Below are 17,221 nucleotides of genomic sequence, written 5' to 3'. Positions count from 1 at the left end.
ATGCAATCCGCGTGCCCCCGGACCTCGTCCGTCGCAGCCGGGGGCGGTCGGGGAGTGCGCGCCCTAATCCAGCGTCGCGAGATAGGCCGCGATGTCGCGCGCGTCCTGCTCGCCGACGCCGAGATTCGGCATCGCGCTCGCGGCGTTGACGTCCTGCGGCGAGCGCAGCCAGCGGATCATGTTGTCGGGCTCGTTGCGCAGCACGCCGGCGATGTAGGTCCGGCTGCCGATGCCGTCGAGTGGCGGGCCCACCGGCGCGTGTGGCCCGACGAGACCGGGGATCCGGTGGCAGGTCACGCAGGCGTATTGCTGCATCGCCGTTTTGCCGCGTTCCGGGTCGGGCCGGTTGCGCACCGGCATCTCCTCGGTGCGGGCCGGCCCGAGCGCGCCGGTCAGTCCGTCGTAATCGCGGGGCGACAGCTCCGGCAGCTTCTCGACGAACGCGACGACGGCCCAGAGGTCGGCGTCGCTGAGCCGTAACTGCCACGCGGGCATGCCCGTCATCTTGATGCCGTTGCGCACCACCCAGTAGATGTCGGCCGGCGGCCACGCGCGAGCCGTGTGGGCGAGGTTCGCGGGGGCCGGCGTCAGGCCGAGCGCGAACGGTTCCGGTGCGACGCCCGGCGCGCCGTGACACTGCACGCAATGCGCGTCGTAGAGCGCGAGTCCGCGGTCGAGCATCGGCGGGGCGTCGAGCGGCGGCACGACGATGTTCGCCGCGCGCCGCGCGATCGAGCGTCGCATCGCCACATCGAGAATCCGGTAGGTCGGCGCGAGGTGCTGATCCGTCGCCGAGATGTCGTAGAGACCGCCATAGATGACGACGGCCGCGGCGACGGCAACGGTCGCTGCGAGGGCGGACAGCGCGAAAAGAAGTCTTTTCATTTCAGGCCCTGAAGGTAGGCGACGATGTCGCGCGCCTGTCCTTCGGCGATAGGCAGGTCCGGCATCGCGGTTTCGGGGTCGAACTGCTTCGGGTTGCGGATCCACCGGACCATGTTTTCGGGCGTGTTCGGCAACACCCCGCCGAGATAGACGCGCGTCGCGACGCCCTCCAGCGACGGGCCGACGTTGCCGCGTGCCGCCGCGACCCCGGGAATGCGGTGGCAACTGCCGCAGCCGAACTGGCGCAGCAGCAGGCGCCCGTTGTCCGGGTCGCCGCCCAGTGCAGGCGGCGGATTGTCACCGCAGCCGGCGAGGACGATGCAGACGACAGCGGCGAACCGACCGAGCACACGGTGCGGCGACGTCGCCCGGATGGCGGCCGGGAAAAGCGAACCGCTGGAAAGGTCTGCAGTGCTCACTCGCATGGCGTGACGACGAGAACCGGTACGGCTTCCCAGACGATCGCGAGCAGCGCGATCGCCACGAGCCCGCCGGTCATCCAGGACTCGAACCCCTGCCGCCCGCGCAGCTCGGCGATGACGATGAGCGCGCACGCGGTTGCGCCGACGAGCGTCGCCAGCGCGACCGCGAGCGGCACCGGGCCGGGGAACCGGCGTGCACACGCGACGGCCGTGAAACCGTAGATCGCGGCGAAGTGCAGCGCCCAGATGACGACGCCGGAGAGCATGCGCAGGCGGGCGAGATCGGCGTTCATCCGAGCATCCGCGGAAAGCCATGCACGACGGCGACGCCGACGAGGCTCTGCCCGACGGTGTAATGCCAGAAGAGCCGGGCGTTGTCGAACGTGACGCGGCGCACCCGGTCGAGCTTGCCGCTTGCCGCCCGCGCGAGCGTGAACACCGCCATCGTGACGACGACGAACGCCTGGAAACCGGCGAGCGACGCGAGCAGCCAGACGATTGCGCCGTAGGCCGAAGCGGCCGGCGGAAAGTCGCGTTGTGCGCAGACCTCGACGGCGACGGCGGCGACCAGGAGAAGCAGGCCGGCGACGAGCGGGGCGCCGATCCGGCGCTGGCCCGCCGAGAGCCGGCGGTTCGCGAGCCCGACCGCGAGGCTGCTCGCGCCGAGCAGCAGCGCCTCGGCGAACGGGTAGGCGAGGCCCGGAAGCTGCGCGGGCGCGGGCCATGTCCACGGCGCGACCGTCCACAGGTAAAGGTAGGAGAACACCGCGCAGCCGTAGAGCGCAGCTGAGACGAGCAGCAGCACGACGACGCCCCACCACGACTGGGAGCGCGGGCCGCTCAGATAGGCCGGCAGGTGGATGCCGCCGCCGATCTCGATCGGCGCGGCGGGCGGCGCCGGGTCGAGTGCCCACGCCCAGTGCAGCATGCCGGCGATCGCGATGACGCCGCAGACCGCCGCGGGTACGACGAGCTTCACCGTCAGCAGCAGGAAGAACGCCGCGGTGAACCACGCCGCGACCAGCGGCGCCCAGCCGGGCATCGGCATGCGCAGCAGGAACTCCGGTCTGGCATCGAGCGCGCTCGTGACGATCGTCTCGCGCCCGCCGGTCGGCGCACCCGGCAGGTAGTAGTGACCGGCCTCGACGTCCGCAGCGAGGTTCGGTTGATCCCACAGCGGCTCGCGGCTCGTGACGATCGGAATGCTGCGGCTGGAATAATTGCCGTTCGGCAGCCATTCGAGCGTGCCGGCGTTCCAGACGTTGCCGGCGTTGTCCTCGGACGCCATGCGGAACTTCCGCGCGACATCGACGATGAAGACGAGCACGCCGGCGGCGATCAGGAACGCGCCGACCGTCGACACGAAATTGAGCGCGTCCCAGCCGTAGCCCGCGGCGTACGTATAGACCCGGCGCGGCATCCCCGCGAGCCCGGTGATGTGCATCGGGAAGAACGCGATGTTGAAGCCGACGAACATCAGCCCGAAGACCCAGCGCCCGAGCCGTTCCGACAGACGGTGGCGGCTCGTGTAGGGCATCCAGTAGTAGAAGCCCGCGAACAGCGGAAACACCATGCCGCCGATCAGCACGTAATGCAGGTGGGCGACGATGAAGTAGCTGTCGTGCGCCTGCCAGTCGAACGGGATCACCGCGACCATCACGCCGGTGAGCCCGCCGAGGACGAAGGTGAAGAGGAAGCCGAGGACGAAGAGCGCGGGTGTCGTCATCTTCACGCGCCCGCGGCCGTGCGCGAGCGTCGCGATCCACGCGAACACCTGGACGCCCGCCGGAATCGCGACCGCCATGCTCGCGGCCTGGAAGAACGACAGCGACAGCTGCGGAATGCCGGTCGCGAACATGTGGTGCACCCACAGGCCGAAGCTCAGGAACGCGGTCGCCGCGAGCGCCAGCGCGACGTAGCGGTAACCGACGAGCGGCGCCTGCACCAGCGTCGGCACGATCATCGAAACCATGCCGGCGGCCGGCAGGAAGATGATGTAGACCTCCGGGTGGCCGAAGAACCAGAACAGGTGCTGCCACAGCAGCGGGTCGCCGCCGAGTTCGGCGACGAAGAACGGCCAGTGGAACGCGCGTTCGAGTTCGAGCAGCGCGGTCGCGAGGATCACCGCCGGAAACGCGAAGATGATCATCACCGCAAACACGAGCATCGCCCACGCGAAGATCGGCATCCTGCCGAGCGTCATCCCGGGCGCGCGCGTGCGCAGCACGCCGACGACGATCTCGACCGCGCCGGCGATCGCCGAGATTTCGATGAAGCCGATGCCGAGCAGCCAGAAATCGGCGTTGTAGCCCGGCGAGTACGTCTCGTTCGTCAACGGCGGGTTCATGAACCAGCCGCCGTCGGGCGCCCAGCCTTTGAAGATGCTCGCGAAGAACACCAGCCCGCCAACGAGATAGGCCCAGAACGCGTAGGCGGACAGGCGCGGGAACGGCAGGTCGCGCGCGCCGAGCATGTTCGGCAGCAGCAGGATGCCCATCGCCTCGACCGCCGGCACCGCGAACAGGAACATCATCACGGTGCCGTGCATCGTGAAGAGCTGATTGTAGCGGTCGGGGCCGAGGAAGTCGTTCTCCGGCACCGCGAGCTGCACGCGCATCAGCAGCGCGAGGATGCCGGCGAGCACGAAGAACAGGAACGCCGCGCCGACGTACATGATGCCGATGTAGTTGTTGTTGATGACGGTGATGCAGCGAATGCCGCGTGGCCGGCTCCAGAGTCGTCGCAGTTCGTCGACTTCGCCTTCCGGTCGCGGCGCGGGATTGGGCAGCGTCGTCATTTGAGGCGATACAGCACGACGACGCCGGCGAGGTAGGTGCCGATCACGGCGAGCGAGTCGACGCCCATGCGCAGCACCATCGCGTGGCGCCGTTCGAGGAGGCCGGCGATGAAGAGGGCGGTCACCGCGATCGCGAGCAGTGCGGCGAACGTCCCGAAACGGTCGACTTGCGCCAATACCGGACCGCCGCGGTACGCCGCGTCGGCGACGAAGAGCAGGGTCAGGCCGACGAGGTTCGCGCCGAGGATGTCGGACACCGCCATCGCATAGCGGCCGAGGCGGACCGACGAAAAGACGATCGTGATCTCGGGCAGCGAGGTCGATACCGCGAGGAATACCGCGCCGAAGAAGCTCGCGCCGAGCCCCGTCTGCTCGGCGAGCGCCTCGCCGCTGCGGGCAATCGCGTAGCCCGCAGCGAGGATCGCGCCGGCGCCGAGCGCGGTCTTGCCGATCAAGGCCGGGAGCGGAGAGCCGCTCCTGTCCCTTTCGCTCCTGGCCCTTTCGTTCCTCTCGCCCGTCTTGGCGCTGTCACCGCGCTGCGCAGCACTCGTTGCGCCGGCGAGCGCCTTGCCTTTCGTCGGCACCCACGCTTCGTGGCCGCGGGTCTTGCGGACGAGCTCGACACTCAGCCCATAGATCCCGAGCAGCAGCCAGGACCAAATGCCGACGCCGAAGATCTGCCGGTCTCCCGCGACCGTCGCCGCGGCGGCGATCGAGAGCATCAGCACCAGCAGCGCACCCTGCAGCAGTGGCAGCGCCGAAGCGACCGTCGCGGTGAGCGCTTCCCGGCGAATCGCCGCATCCGCGCTCGCGAGGATCGCGACATTCAGCGCCAAGCCGCCGAGGATGTTATTGACGGCCAGCGTCGCGTCGCCGCTGTGCGAAGCGGTCACGGTGACCGCCACTTCGGGGAGGGCGGTGATCAGGCCGAGGAGCAGCATCCCGGCGACCGCCTCGCCCATCCCGGTGCGGCGCTGGATTGCATCGGCATAGCGGGCGACCCGTGTGCCGGCCGCCCACACGATCGCCGCGCCGAGCGCGAAAACCCCGACGTTGCCCCACACGGAGAGGTTCTCGAGCATCTACTTCAGCGTCCCGAGCCAATCGGACAGCGTCCGCAGTTCGTCGCCATCCAGATCGCGGATTTCCGGCATCAGGTTGCCCGGCTTCATCCGCTGGTTGCCGGCGATCCAGCCGGCGAGCGCGCCCGTGTGGTTCGGCCGGATGCCGGCGCCGAGCGCGATGCGGCTGCCGAAGTGCGTCAGATCCGGTCCGAGCTTCCCTTCGGCCACGGTCCCGCGCAGTGTGTGACACGACCCGCAATGGGCGAGGAAGAGCTGCCTGCCCTCGGTCGCCTGCGGGTCAGCGATGCCTCGCTGCGGTTCGCGCTGCGCCGTTCGCCACGCGTCGAAACGCGCGGGATCTTCGGCGACGACGAAAAGCGCCATCTGCGCGTGGGGTCCGCCGCAATACTCGGCGCACTGGCCGCGGAACGTCCCCGCCTGATCGGCCGCGAGGCGCAGCCGGTTGTCCTTGCCGGGAATCAGGTCGAGCTTGCCGGCGAGCGCGGGCACCCAGAAGCTGTGCAGCACGTCGGCCGAGTGCAGCCTCAGCTCGACTTCCCGACCGACCGGGATGTGGATCTCGTTCGCCGTCGTGAAGTCGGGCGCGCCGCTGTCGTCGAGATAATTCACCTCCCACCACCACTGGTGGCCGACCACTTCGACGACGACGTCCGCGGGTCCGGCGGCGGCCTGCCGCGGCGCCGCGAGCAGCGCGTAGACGAGCAGCGCCGACAGCACGACGACCGGAAAGACGATGCCGCCCGCGACGATGAGGCGGGTGCTGCCGAGCCAGGCGTGCGGCCGGAACAGCGCGAGCGCGGCGATCACGAGCACGATCGCGAAGATCACCGCGCCCGCGGCGACGAGGACCCAGGTGATTTCGGCGATCGCCGCCGCTTCCGGACCGCGCGGAGCGAGGGCGGACTGGAGCCAGACGCTCACTCGCGCCGCTCCGGCGAGATCCGGGTGGCGGCCGGCTTGGCTGTCATCGCGAGGCGCAGCACCTGCGCGAGATGGACCGGCCGGCGCGGCGTCGTCTGCAGGATCTGTTCGCGGCAGCTGAACCCATCGGCGATGATCAGCGTGCTGTCGTCGGCTTTGCGGACCGCGGGCAGCAGCACGCGCTCGCCGCAGCGCAGCGAAACTTCGTACTTCGCCTTCTCGAAACCGAACGAGCCCGCCATGCCGCAACAGCCCGAATCGAGGATGCGGAAATCGAGGCAGAGCTTCCCCAGCAGCGCGGCGTCGGCGTCCATTCCAAGGATCGCCCTTTGGTGGCAGTGGCCGTGGACCAGCGCCTCGCGGCGGAGCGGCGCGAACGGGAAGTCGGGCGCGTGCTGCGCGAGAAATTCGGCGAGCGGGAAAACCAGCCGGCTCAGCCGCATCGCCTGCTCGTTGTCCGGCAGGATCTCGGGGAGCTCCTCGCGAAAGACGGTGACACAGGCCGGCTCGAGGCCGACGATCGGAATGCCTTGGCGGATTTCGGCGTCGAGCGTGTCGAGGATGCGGAGCAGGTATTGGCGGGCGCGGTCGAGCATGCCGAATTCGTACAGCGGCCGCCCGCAGCACAGGTGGATGCGCGGCACGCGCACCTCGAAACCGGCGCCGTCGAGGACTTCAGCGGCCGCCTGCGCGACTTCCGGGTGAAAGTAGTTGTTGAACGTGTCGGGCCAGAGGATCACCGGCGTGCCGGCGCCGCGGCGATTGCAGAAAGTGTGGGTGAAGGGTTTCACCGCGAAGGCCGGAAGCGAGCGCTGCGGCGCGATCCCGATCACCCGCTTCGCGATCGCGGCGAACGGCTCGTGCTGCGAGAAGTAATTCGCGACGCGCGGCATGCGCGACGCGAGCCGCGCCCAGCGGTCGATCAGCCCGAACGCGTAGGCCGCCGCGGGCCGCCGGCGTCCTTCGTAATAGTGCGACAGGAACTCTGCCTTGTACGTCGCCATGTCCACGTGCACCGGGCATTCGCCCTTGCAGCCCTTGCACGACAGGCAGAGGTCGAGCGCCTCCTTGACGGCCGGTTCCTGCCAGCCGCCGGTGAGCGTTTCGCCGCGCAACATCTCGAACAGCAGCCGCGCGCGACCGCGCGTCGAATGCATTTCCTCGCCGGTCGCCATGTAGCTCGGGCACATCACGCCGGTTTTGCCGCGGCATTCTCCGACCCCGACGCAGCGCAGCAGCGCACGCGCGAAGTCGTGGTTGTCCGAGCCATACGCGAACTGCGTCGCGACGCGCGGGGGATCGTAGGCGATGCCGAGGCGCAAGTCCTCGTCGGCGCGGTGCGCGTCGATGACCTTGCCGGGATTCATCCGGTTGCCCGGGTCCCAGATCGTCTTGAACTCGCGAAACGCCTGCATCACCTCGTCGCCGTACATGATTGGGAGCAGTTCCGCCTTCGACTGGCCATCGCCGTGCTCGCCCGAGATCGACCCGCCGAGGCGCGTCACGAGCCGTGCGGCGGCGTGGATGAATTCGCGGAACCTGGGGATGCCGTCCGCGCTTTCGAGATCGAAATCGATGCGCGTATGCACGCAGCCCTGGCCGAAGTGGCCGTACAGGTCGCCTTCGTAACCGTGCTTTTCGAGCAGCGCGCGCAACTCGCGCAGGTATTCGCCGAGTCTCTCCGGCGGCACCGAAGAGTCCTCCCAGCCCTCCCACGTGAGCGGCTTGTCCGGCAGGTGCGCGGTGGCGCCGAGTCCGGACTCGCGGACCTTCCAGATCTGCTGTTGCTCTCGCGGATCGTGGTAGAGCGCCATCTGCGGCGGTAGCGGTGTTTGCCGCAGCCGGTCCATCAGGGCTTGCGCGCGTTCGTCGGCCTGCGCGCCGTCGGCGCCGCCGAACTCGACGAGCAGCCAGCCGGCGCCCTCGGGGAGCAGAGCGATGTTGCGCGGATGGAGCTGCATCGCCTTCATGTCCGCGATGAGACGATCGTCGAAGCCTTCGAGCGCGATCGGCCGGGCTTCCATGACCATCGGGACGTGGTCTGCCGCCTCGAACACGCTCGGGTAGCCGAGCACGAGCAGCGAGCGCGCCGGCGGCCAGTCGACGAGTCGAAGCTTCGCTTCGAGCACGGTGACGCACGTGCCCTCGGAGCCGACCAGCGAGCAGGCGACATGGAAGCCGTTTTCGGGCAACAGCGGCGGCAGGTTGAAACCCGATACGCGGCGGGGGATGGGCGGAAAGCGGCGGCGGATCTCGTCCGCGTGGCGCGCGGCAAGATCGCGCAGCTCGCAATAGATTTCGGCCCGCCGGCCGCCTTCGCCGACGATGCGCTCGAAGGTCTCGTCGTCCGTGGCGCCGACGGTCATCCGCAGGCCGTCGTAGGTCAGGATGTCGAGTTCGACGACATTGTGCGTCGTTTCGCCTCCCATCACCGAATGCGGGCCGCAGGAATTGTTGCCGAGCATGCCGCCGAGCGTGTTGTGCGTGTGGGTGGCCGGGTCGGGCGCGAACGTGAGCCCGTGCGGCTCGGCGGCGCCGCGCAGATCGTCGAGGACGACACCCGGTTCGACCCGCGCGAATTTGTGCTCGACGTCGATTTCGAGAATGCGGTTCAGGTACTTCGAGAAATCCATCACGACCGCGACGTTGCAACACTGGCCGCACAGGCTCGTGCCGCCGCCGCGCGACAGGATCGGCGCGCGATGCTGCCGGCACAGCGCGACCGTGCGCACGACGTCGTCGACGCTGCGCGGAATCACGACGCCGATCGGGACCTGCCGATAGTTCGACGCGTCGGTCGCGTAGAGCGCGCGGCTGCCGGCGTCGAAGCGCACCTCGCCCGAGATCGCGTCGCGAAGTTCGCGCTCCAGTGACTTCGCATCGACGCCGCCGCGCCGCGACAGCGCGCTGATGTCTACGGGTTCCTGAAGCATCGGGCGTCTTGTCCCTTGAACACGAGGCCCAGGCCGGGCCGGTCGTCAAGCGGGGAGAGCAGGCCGTCCAACGGTTGCACGGCGCCGTCGAACAGGAGCTGTTCGATGCGCACGTGATCGTGGAAATATTCGAGATGGACCGTCGGCCGCGCGGCGCAGCACAGCGGCAGGTGCAGGGACGGCGCGCAGTGGCTCGAAAGCGGCACGTGGAAGGCTTCGCACAGCGCGGCGACGCCGAGAAACCCGGTGATGCCGCCGCAGCGTGTCGCGTCCGCCTGCAGGACATCGACCGCCTGTGCTTCCAGCATCCGCCGGAAGTGCGTCGGGTCGTAGCCGTATTCGCCGGCGACGACGACCGACTCTATGGGAGCCGCGCTTTCCCGAACGGGCATCCTTCGATCAACCCGCCCGCGCGGTCGACGGCGAGCGTGCGCCGCGTGGGCTAACGGGACCCGGAGCCCGGTGTGCAGCGCCCCCGCGGCATGCGAAGCGCCGCTGGAGGCGCCCTGCGCTGGTGCGTTCCAGGTCGCGATCGCCGAAACCTCCGCTCATGGCCGTCTCCTGCCGCTTCTGCGTGACGCGAACGGCAAGAAAGGTGCCGGCGGCCGGCAGAGGCGGCCGCGAGCGGCATCGGTAAAAGCTACCCGCGACGGACCGGAGGATGTAAAAAGTTCGGGCTGCCTCGCCCCGGGGCGCGGCGACGGGGTTCGAGCGGCCGCGGCACGCGACCTCAACGACGCAAGCGTCGTCCGGTCCGGTGCTCACGACGCGCTGAGCGCGGTGTGCCGCTGTGCTAAGATCCTCCGTCGCCTCGGCGATACAACGGGCACGGCGTTCAGCACGTGCCGCTCCGAACGGAACAAGCATGCGGATTCTGGTCAGCAACGACGACGGTTATTTTGCGCCCGGCATTGCCGCGCTCGCGGAAGCGCTGAGCGCGGTCGGGGACGTCACGGTCGTCGCGCCCGAGCGCGATCGCAGCGGCGCGAGCAATTCGCTCACGCTGGACCGGCCGCTGTCGCTGCGGCGCTCGGCAAACGGCTTCTACTTCGTCAATGGCACCCCGACCGACTGCGTCCACCTCGCCGTGACCGGTATGCTGGACCATCTCCCGGACATGGTCGTGTCCGGCGTGAACCATGGCGCGAACATGGGTGACGACACGATCTACTCCGGAACTGTCGCCGCCGCCACCGAGGGCTATCTGCTCGGCGTGCCGTCGATTGCGGTTTCGCTCGTCAGCAAGGCGGCGACCGATTTTTCCGCTGCCGCGCGCGTCGCGCGCGATCTCGCCGAGCGCTTCACGCGCGCCCCGTTCCAGCAACCGGTGCTGCTCAACGTGAATGTTCCGGACCTGCCCTACGACGATCTCAAAGGCACCCGCATCACCCGCCTCGGCAAGCGGCACAAGGCGGAACCGGTGATCCGCAGCGTTACGCCGCGCAACGACACCGTGTATTGGATCGGCGCCGCCGGGCAGGCAGCGGACGCGGGAGACGGGACGGATTTCAACGCCGTCTCGGACGGTTTCGTTTCGGTCACGCCGCTGCAGATCGATCTGACCCATAACGGCCTCATTCCTGCCGTCGGCGAGTGGATTCGTAAATGACTCTGCATTCGCGGGACGCCGGCCAGGCGGCCGGACGCGCGCGTGGCCGCATGGTCGAGCGCTTGCGGGGACAGGGGATCACCGATGAGCGCGTTCTCGCCGCGATGATGCAGGTGCCGCGGCACAAGTTCGTCGACGAGGGCCTCGCGTATAGCGCGTACGACGACACCGCGCTCCCGATCGGTTATCAGCAGACGATTTCGCAGCCGCTCGTCGTCGCGCGGATGATCGAGATCCTGCGCGCCGGGCGCGAGTTGGGACGAACCCTGGAAGTCGGCGCCGGCTGCGGGTATCAGGCGGCCGTGCTGTCCTTCGTTGCCACCGAGGTGTACGCCGTGGAGCGGATTCGGCCGTTGCTCGATGTCGCCCGCGAAAACCTCCGGCCGTTGAGGCTTCCCAACGTGCGGCTGAAATGTGCCGACGGTAGCCTCGGGCTGCCGGAGGCGGCCCCGTTCGACACGATCATCGTCGCGGCGGCGGCGCAAAGTGTCCCGTCATCGCTGAAGGCGCAGCTCGCGCCCGGGGGCCGGCTGATGATGCCGCTGGGCACCGCGGATCAGCGGCTCGTGATGGTCGAACGTCAAGGTAATGTTTTCAAGGAGAGCCGGTACGAGGCCGTTCGCTTCGTGCCCTTGCTAACTGGAATGGAATGACTCATCAAAACAATTCGAACGCCCCGCGATTTCTCACGCTCGTCCTTTTCGCCGCGCTGCTGACCGGCTGTGTCGCGCCATCGCCGGCCCCGGTGCGCGACACCACGCCGCCTTCGTCGCAGCGGGGTGCCGGCGCCGCCCCGCCGTCTTCGACCGGCCAGCCGGTGCACATCGTCCGCCCGGGGGACACCCTGCTCGGAATCGCGCGCAATTATGGCGTCCAGACGAAGGACCTGATCGCGTGGAACCAGCTTGCCGATCCGAACCAGATCCACGTTGGCCAGGAGATCTTCGTCGGTCCTCCCAGCGGGACGACGGTGCAGCCGATCGCGATCTCGCAGCCGATCGAGATGGAGCCCGGCATGGAAAGCGCCAGGGCGACGGTCAAACAGGAACCGCGGGGCGGCAAGCAGCCATACAGCGACGAGGCCTGGGCGGCCATCCAGCCGAAGGCGACTCCGGCTGCACCGCCCCCGCAGCCTTCTCCCGCGCCGAACGCCGCGAATGGCTCGACTACGTCGGATCCGGTATGGCTGTGGCCGACGAACGGCCAGATAATCGGGACGTTCGACGAGGCGTCGAACAAGGGACTGGACATCGCGGGCAAGCCCGGCGACTCGGTGATCGCTTCGGCCGGGGGCAAGGTGGTGTATTCCGGAAGTGGGTTGCGCGGCTATGGAAAACTGGTCATCATCAAGCACGACGCGAACTACCTCACCGCCTATGCACATAACCAGCAGCTCCTGGTAAAGGAAGGGGAGTCGGTCGCGAAGGGCCAGAAAATCGCCGAACTCGGAAGTACCGATGCGGATCGCCCGAAGCTTCACTTCGAGATCCGCAAGCAGGGACGTCCGGTCGACCCGATGAAGTATCTGCCAGCACGCTGACGAGGAGGCTATGTACGATCCGGTGAGTCGTGACGATGCGGATAGTCAGGAACCGGATCTGCCTCCCGAGGTGGAGGTGTTCGTCGAGCGGGCCGCGCCGGCCTTCGAGAACGAGTTTCTCAGCGACGTCACTCAGATCTACCTGAACGAGATCGGCGCGAACCCGCTGCTGACGGCCGAGGAAGAGGCCGCGCTGGCGCGGCGGGTCCGCGTCGGCGACTTTCCCGCCCGCCAGATCATGATCGAGCGCAACCTGCGCCTGGTCGTCAATATCGCCAAGCACTACCTCAACCGCGGGATCCCGCTCCTCGACCTCGTCGAAGAGGGCAACCTCGGCTTGATGCACGCGCTCGAAAAGTTCGATCCGGAACGCGGCTTCCGGTTTTCGACCTACGCGACCTGGTGGATCCGCCAGAACATCGAGCGCGCGATCATGAACCAGTCGCGCACGATCCGATTGCCGGTCCATGTCGTGAAGGAACTCAACCAGGTTCTTCGCGCGCAGCGCAATCTCGAAGCGTCCGGGAACGGGGAGTTCACCCTCGAGCAGGTCGCGTCGCGGCTCGACAAGTCGGTCGACGAAGTCCGGGCGATCCTCGCGCTCAGCGAACACACCGCCTCGCTCGACGCCCCGCTCGACATCGACCCGACGCTGTCGATCGGCGAGTCGCTCGCCGACGACCAGGCCGAGCCCCCCGATTCGCACATCCACGACGCCGAAGTCGAGTCGCTGATCCAGGAGTGGATCGGAATGCTGAACGAAAAGCAGCGCCTCGTGATCCGGCATCGCTACGGCCTCGACGAATGCGAGGTGATGACGCTCGAGGAACTCGCGTCGCGGCTGTGCCTGACGCGCGAGCGCGTGCGCCAGATCCAGCTCGAAGCGCTCGGCCAGTTGCGGCGCACGGTCAAGCGCCGCGGGATATCGCGGGACGAGTTGCTGTAAGCGGGTTTCCGACCCTCGGTAGCATTGCGTCGCCGGGTACCGGCGCATCCGGCCATCTCCCGCTCCGCGCGACGCCTGCGCTCGATTGCCGTTTCCTGTGTTGTGCGTCCGGCGAGATGCCCCGCCTCATCGGCGCGCCGCAGCGGCCGGAAGAGCCGCCCAGTTCAGAGGCCCGCAGCCGTTGCCGCGTCCTGCGTTTCCCGCAACGCCTGCCCCAACTGGAACACCGCCATCGCGTAGAAGCTGCTCTTGTTGTACCGCGTGATCACGTAGAAGTTGCGGTAGCCCAGCCAGTACTCGGTGTCCGTTCCCGGCGTTGCGAGGTCGACGAGGGTCGCGATGGTGGCCGGCGGTGTGCCGTTCGCCGTAGTGACGCCGGCGTGCGTGAGCGTCTCGGGCGGGAGCGCCGGCTCGATGCCGGCGTCAACGAGGGGCTGCGGATCCGCGCCCGCGATTCGAGCGGGTTCGGCGACCGGTTCCCCGCGTCGCCAGCCGTGTTCGGCGAGGTAGCGCGCGACGCTGCCGATCGCGTCGTCGGGCCCGGATTCGAAATCGATTCTCCCGTTGCCGTCGAAGTCGACCGCGTATGCCCGCATGCTGCTCGGCAGGAACTGCGGATAGCCGATCGCGCCGGCATATGAGCCTTGGTAGCTGAACGGGTCGCGCTCCTGTTCGCGCGCGAGGAGGAACAGGTTTTCGAGCTCGCGGCGGAACAACGGTCCACGCGGCGGGTAATCGAATGCGAGCGTCGCGAGCGCGGACACCGTCTCGAAGCTGCCGGCATTGCGGCCGTAAAACGTTTCGACGCCGAGGATCGCGACGACGATTTCGGGCGGGACGCCGTAGCGTTGGGCGGCTTCGCGCAACGCCGCCTCGTTTTCCTGCCAGAAAGCGACGCCGTTTTCGATGCGCGCGACGTCGAGAAAGCGCGCGCGGTAGCGCTGCCAGGAGCGCACGCCCGGCTCGCCGGGCGGCGTGATCAGCCGGATCACTCGCGGATCATGCTCGGCGCGGTGGAGCGCCGAGAGCAGTTCGGCGGTGTCGAAGCCGTGTTTTTCCGCCATCTCCCGCGCAAAGGCTCTGACGTCCTCGCGCTCGAGGTAGGACGCATCGGACTGCGCGGGACCCGCGAGCAGCAGGAGCGCGAGCAGCGCGCCGGTAATCGTGACCTTCATTGAAGCTTCAATCTCCTGATTCGCCGGTAGAGTTCAAGAACTGCTCCCGGTTCGGCGAGTGGTCCGTATCGCAAGCGGGCGTAGTTCGCCGCGATCGCGTGCAGTGCCGCAGCCTGGCGGGGAAAGGCGTTTGCCGCGCGAACGCCGTAGTCGACCGGGCCTTCCCACGGCTGTCGCGCGACGCCGCGCTTCGCGAGCTTCCGGCAAAAAGCGGACCACGCCCTGTCGAGCCGATCGGCGGTGTTCCGCTGCAGGAAGGCCCCCGCGAAGAGCAGCAGCATCAGTCCCGCACCGGTCGCGCCCAGCAGCACGGTGAGGGCTTGCCAGTCGGTACCGGGGAAACCGAGTCGAGCGAGCAGTTCGCGCTGCCGGTCCGGATTGTATCCAAGAACCCACTGGTTCCAGGTATGGGATGCCGCTTCCCACTGGTTGCGCACCGCAAGCAGCCACGCAAACTGCGTGCGCCTCATGAACGGCAGCGGTTCGCCTTCGGGCAGCGCCGCCCCAAGTCCGGCCTCGATCCGCAGCGGCGCGGCGAGCGCGGTCGGATCGACGCGGACCCATCCCCGTCCGGCGAGCCAGACTTCGGCCCACGCATGCGCATCCGACTGACGCACGACGAGGCTGCCGTCAATCGGGTTGATTTCGCCGCCCTGATATCCGGTGACGACGCGCGACGGGACGCCCGCGGCCCGTATCAGGAACACGAACGCCGACGAGAAATGCTCGCAGAAGCCCCGCCGCGTATCGAACAGGAACCCGTCGACGCTGTGCTTGCCTAGCCGCGGCGGGTTCAGCGTGTAGGTCAGGCGGCTCGCCCGCAGGTGGGCGAGCGTGCGCTCGAGGATCACGGCGGGCGAAGCGTCGCTTTCGGCGAATTTCCGGGCGAGCGCCCGCGCGCGCGGATTCGACTCGGGGGGAAGGTGGCGCGCGGCGGCGAGAACGGCAGAATTCTCGTCGAGACCGATCAGAGCGGATGGCGTGGCGACGAGGTCGAAGCGGCTGCGGCCGCGGAGCGGCGCGTCGGCAAGCAGGCGATGGTCGCTCGCATAGCGCGCGCCGCGAACCACACCCGCCGGATAGTCGAGCGCGAGCAGCCAGTTCTGCCCGTGAGGTTCGAGCGTGAGACGGTAGCGGTACGTCGGGCCGGCCGCGCGGTACGACGGCTGCGACGCGACCGTGTAACTGCCCGGCCGCCACGTTTGGCCGTCGAACGTCGTCAGCACGGGCCCGCGCCAGTAGCGCTGCGCCCGTGGCGGCGGGGCGGCGCGGAATGCTGCGCGGAACGCGATCGCGTCGGACAGGCCGAGTTGGCTGATCGACCCGGGCGTCATCGAATCCGACAGCCCGGATCGCCCGGCGTACGCGTCGGCCGGCAATCCCCACAGCGGCCCCTGCACACGCGGGAACAGCACGAACAGCGCGATCATGAACGGAAGGCCCTGGGCGAGCAGCAGGGCGCCAGTCCGCAACTGGGCGGCGAGCGGCGCTGCCGCGTCCTGAAGACTCGTCAGCGTGACAATCGCGAGCAGACTTCCGACGAGCGCGAGCGCGCCGATGGCCGGCGTCTGGTCGTAGAAGAACAGCCCGAGTTGCAGGAAAAAGCTTAGCAGCACGCAGGCGCGGACGTCGCGGGCGCTGCTGCTTTCGAGGACCTTGAGGCACAACAGCGCCGCGAGCAGCGCGACGCCGGAATCCCGTCCGAAGAAATGGCCGAAATGCAGCCTGACCCCCACCGCGGTGCCGAGCGCGAGGAACAGGATCGCGACGCGGTGACCGGCCGCGCCCTTCTGCCACGGCAGTTGCGACCGCCATGCGAGCAGCAGCGCGCAGATCGCCAGGAGCCACGGCGGCAGATGGATCGCGTGCGGCGCGAGCGTCGCGGCCGCGGTCGCCAGAAGCCAGCGCGCCGACTGGTGGTCGAGCGGGAACCATCTAACCATGCCGTGCTTCCGGCAAGCCGAACAGCGCGAGCCGCCTCAGGCAGGCTTCCTCATGGGCCACGCCGGCATCCGGACCATACCGGCCGTCCGGGAGTTTCAGCGAAAAAGCGACCGAAGCGGCTTCGGCGGCAACGACCCACGCGGCGAGCCGGCGAAGCCGGGCTTCGACGTCGAGGTCTTCCGGGAGGGCATGCCAGTCGAGGGTCACGTCGCCCCCTTCCGCGCCGGCAAACTCCTTCGTCAGCATCGGCCCGCCGCGGGCGACCGCCTTCCACGCGACGTGGCGCGGCGAATCCGTGGGTCGGTGCCGTCGCAGTCCCGCGAAATCCTCGTCGCCGGATCGCCGGGACCGCTCGCCGGAGTCATTCGCCGTCCGGCGAGGCAGCGGCGGCGCGTCGCGTTCCGGCGCCGGATAGACAAGGCAATCGAGATCGGGGACCAGCACGCACCACGCGCGGATCAGGCCGAGCGGATAGGCGGTTTCGAGCACGACACGGCCGAGCGGCTTCCAGCCGCGCCGCTTGCTCGGGACCGTCAGCGCGACGTCGATCGTCTCGCCCCCCGCGAGTTCGAACGACGTGCCCGCCCCGGGTGCTCCGAGCTTTAGCGCCGGCCGCCGGCCCTTTCGCGCATTGCCGACGAGAAGGTGGAATTGCGCCGTTTCTCCGGCAAACACCGGGGCGGCGCGGCCGGGCCGGACCGACAGGTGGAGCAGGTTGCGGAACGCATGGATCATGCTCGCGACCCCGACGCCGCCGAGCAGGAAAACGAGCGCGAAGCCGAGGCCGAGGTTGTAATTGATCGAGGCGATCAGCATCACCAGGAGCGCGCTGGTGAAACCGACGCCGGCTCGGGTCGGCAGCACGAAGATGCGGCCCTGGCCCAGGACGATCGGCGACGGTTCGGGCGGCCCCGCACGGAGCAGCCAGCCGGACAGCCGGTCGCGCAGCATCGCAAATCGCCGC

The 17,221-nt window shown here is 68.6% G+C and carries 15 protein-coding genes; 4 read left to right on the top strand and 11 right to left on the bottom strand.

From position 1 onward, the window contains the following. Positions 1 to 63: 63 nt before the first annotated feature. The 8 genes from V6M37_RS14740 to V6M37_RS14705 are packed head-to-tail and all read right to left on the bottom strand — an operon-like array spanning position 64 to position 9,435. On the bottom strand, positions 64 to 885 hold the full coding sequence (locus V6M37_RS14740) for a c-type cytochrome (protein WP_332674562.1): 822 nt from the start codon (positions 883 to 885) through the stop codon (positions 64 to 66). After that, positions 882 to 1,304, bottom strand: coding sequence for a c-type cytochrome (locus V6M37_RS14735; RefSeq protein ID WP_332674559.1), 423 nt, complete (start codon positions 1,302 to 1,304; stop codon positions 882 to 884). The genes V6M37_RS14740 and V6M37_RS14735 overlap by 4 nt, the downstream gene beginning before the upstream one ends. Then, positions 1,301 to 1,600, bottom strand: coding sequence for a hypothetical protein (locus tag V6M37_RS14730; protein WP_332674556.1), 300 nt, complete (start codon positions 1,598 to 1,600; stop codon positions 1,301 to 1,303). The genes V6M37_RS14735 and V6M37_RS14730 overlap by 4 nt, the downstream gene beginning before the upstream one ends. After that, positions 1,597 to 4,104: a cytochrome c oxidase subunit I gene (gene ctaD, locus V6M37_RS14725; RefSeq protein ID WP_332674554.1), complete on the bottom strand. Its 2,508-nt coding sequence runs from the start codon at positions 4,102 to 4,104 to the stop codon at positions 1,597 to 1,599. The genes V6M37_RS14730 and ctaD overlap by 4 nt, the downstream gene beginning before the upstream one ends. After that, positions 4,101 to 5,186 carry a sodium:calcium antiporter gene (locus V6M37_RS14720; RefSeq protein WP_332674553.1) on the bottom strand — a complete coding sequence of 362 codons (1,086 nt, stop codon included), beginning with the start codon at positions 5,184 to 5,186 and terminating at the stop codon, positions 4,101 to 4,103. Before V6M37_RS14720 ends, ctaD begins: the two co-directional genes overlap by 4 nt. Beyond that, positions 5,187 to 6,110 carry a cytochrome c oxidase subunit II gene (coxB, locus tag V6M37_RS14715; protein ID WP_332674552.1) on the bottom strand — a complete coding sequence of 308 codons (924 nt, stop codon included), beginning with the start codon at positions 6,108 to 6,110 and terminating at the stop codon, positions 5,187 to 5,189. Then, entirely contained in the window at positions 6,107 to 9,043 is a 2,937-nt protein-coding gene (locus tag V6M37_RS14710; RefSeq protein ID WP_332674550.1) for an FAD-binding and (Fe-S)-binding domain-containing protein, read from the bottom strand. The genes coxB and V6M37_RS14710 overlap by 4 nt, the downstream gene beginning before the upstream one ends. Beyond that, on the bottom strand, positions 9,025 to 9,435 hold the full coding sequence (locus tag V6M37_RS14705; protein WP_332674549.1) for an enolase C-terminal domain-like protein: 411 nt from the start codon (positions 9,433 to 9,435) through the stop codon (positions 9,025 to 9,027). Before V6M37_RS14705 ends, V6M37_RS14710 begins: the two co-directional genes overlap by 19 nt. 473 nt (positions 9,436 to 9,908) lie before the next feature. Here V6M37_RS14705 and surE point away from each other — a divergent pair, with 473 nt between their 5' ends. Genes surE through rpoS form a run of 4 tightly spaced genes read left to right on the top strand, consistent with a single transcriptional unit; the run spans position 9,909 to position 13,138 of the window. Then, a complete protein-coding gene (gene surE / locus V6M37_RS14700) occupies positions 9,909 to 10,652 on the top strand; it encodes a 5'/3'-nucleotidase SurE (RefSeq protein ID WP_332674547.1) in 744 nt (247 codons plus the stop codon). After that, positions 10,649 to 11,305 carry a protein-L-isoaspartate(D-aspartate) O-methyltransferase gene (locus V6M37_RS14695; RefSeq protein WP_332674546.1) on the top strand — a complete coding sequence of 219 codons (657 nt, stop codon included), beginning with the start codon at positions 10,649 to 10,651 and terminating at the stop codon, positions 11,303 to 11,305. Before surE ends, V6M37_RS14695 begins: the two co-directional genes overlap by 4 nt. Then, positions 11,302 to 12,192, top strand: coding sequence for a peptidoglycan DD-metalloendopeptidase family protein (locus V6M37_RS14690; RefSeq protein WP_332674545.1), 891 nt, complete (start codon positions 11,302 to 11,304; stop codon positions 12,190 to 12,192). The genes V6M37_RS14695 and V6M37_RS14690 overlap by 4 nt, the downstream gene beginning before the upstream one ends. Before the next feature lie 10 nt (positions 12,193 to 12,202). Further along, the gene (rpoS, locus tag V6M37_RS14685) at positions 12,203 to 13,138 is read left to right on the top strand and encodes an RNA polymerase sigma factor RpoS (RefSeq protein ID WP_332674544.1); all 936 of its coding nucleotides are present in this window, start codon (positions 12,203 to 12,205) and stop codon (positions 13,136 to 13,138) included. Positions 13,139 to 13,302: 164 nt separating this feature from the next. Here the strand turns inward: rpoS and mltB are convergent, their stop codons facing one another. Genes mltB through V6M37_RS14670 form a run of 3 tightly spaced genes read right to left on the bottom strand, consistent with a single transcriptional unit; the run spans position 13,303 to position 17,208 of the window. Then, a complete protein-coding gene (gene mltB, locus V6M37_RS14680; protein ID WP_332674542.1) occupies positions 13,303 to 14,313 on the bottom strand; it encodes a lytic murein transglycosylase B in 1,011 nt (336 codons plus the stop codon). Next, positions 14,310 to 16,256 (bottom strand): transglutaminase TgpA family protein, encoded by a 1,947-nt coding sequence (locus V6M37_RS14675; RefSeq protein WP_332674540.1) that lies wholly within the window; start codon positions 16,254 to 16,256, stop codon positions 14,310 to 14,312. Before V6M37_RS14675 ends, mltB begins: the two co-directional genes overlap by 4 nt. After that, entirely contained in the window at positions 16,249 to 17,208 is a 960-nt protein-coding gene (locus V6M37_RS14670) for a DUF58 domain-containing protein (protein WP_332674537.1), read from the bottom strand. The genes V6M37_RS14675 and V6M37_RS14670 overlap by 8 nt, the downstream gene beginning before the upstream one ends. Between the last annotated feature and the right edge of the window lie 13 nt (positions 17,209 to 17,221).

It is taken from the genome of Aromatoleum sp. (assembly GCF_036675785.1).
Classification (GTDB): Bacteria; Pseudomonadota; Gammaproteobacteria; order Burkholderiales; family Rhodocyclaceae; genus Aromatoleum.
Note: the sequence above shows the minus strand (reverse complement) of the source record. Positions and strands in the feature narration are given on the sequence as shown.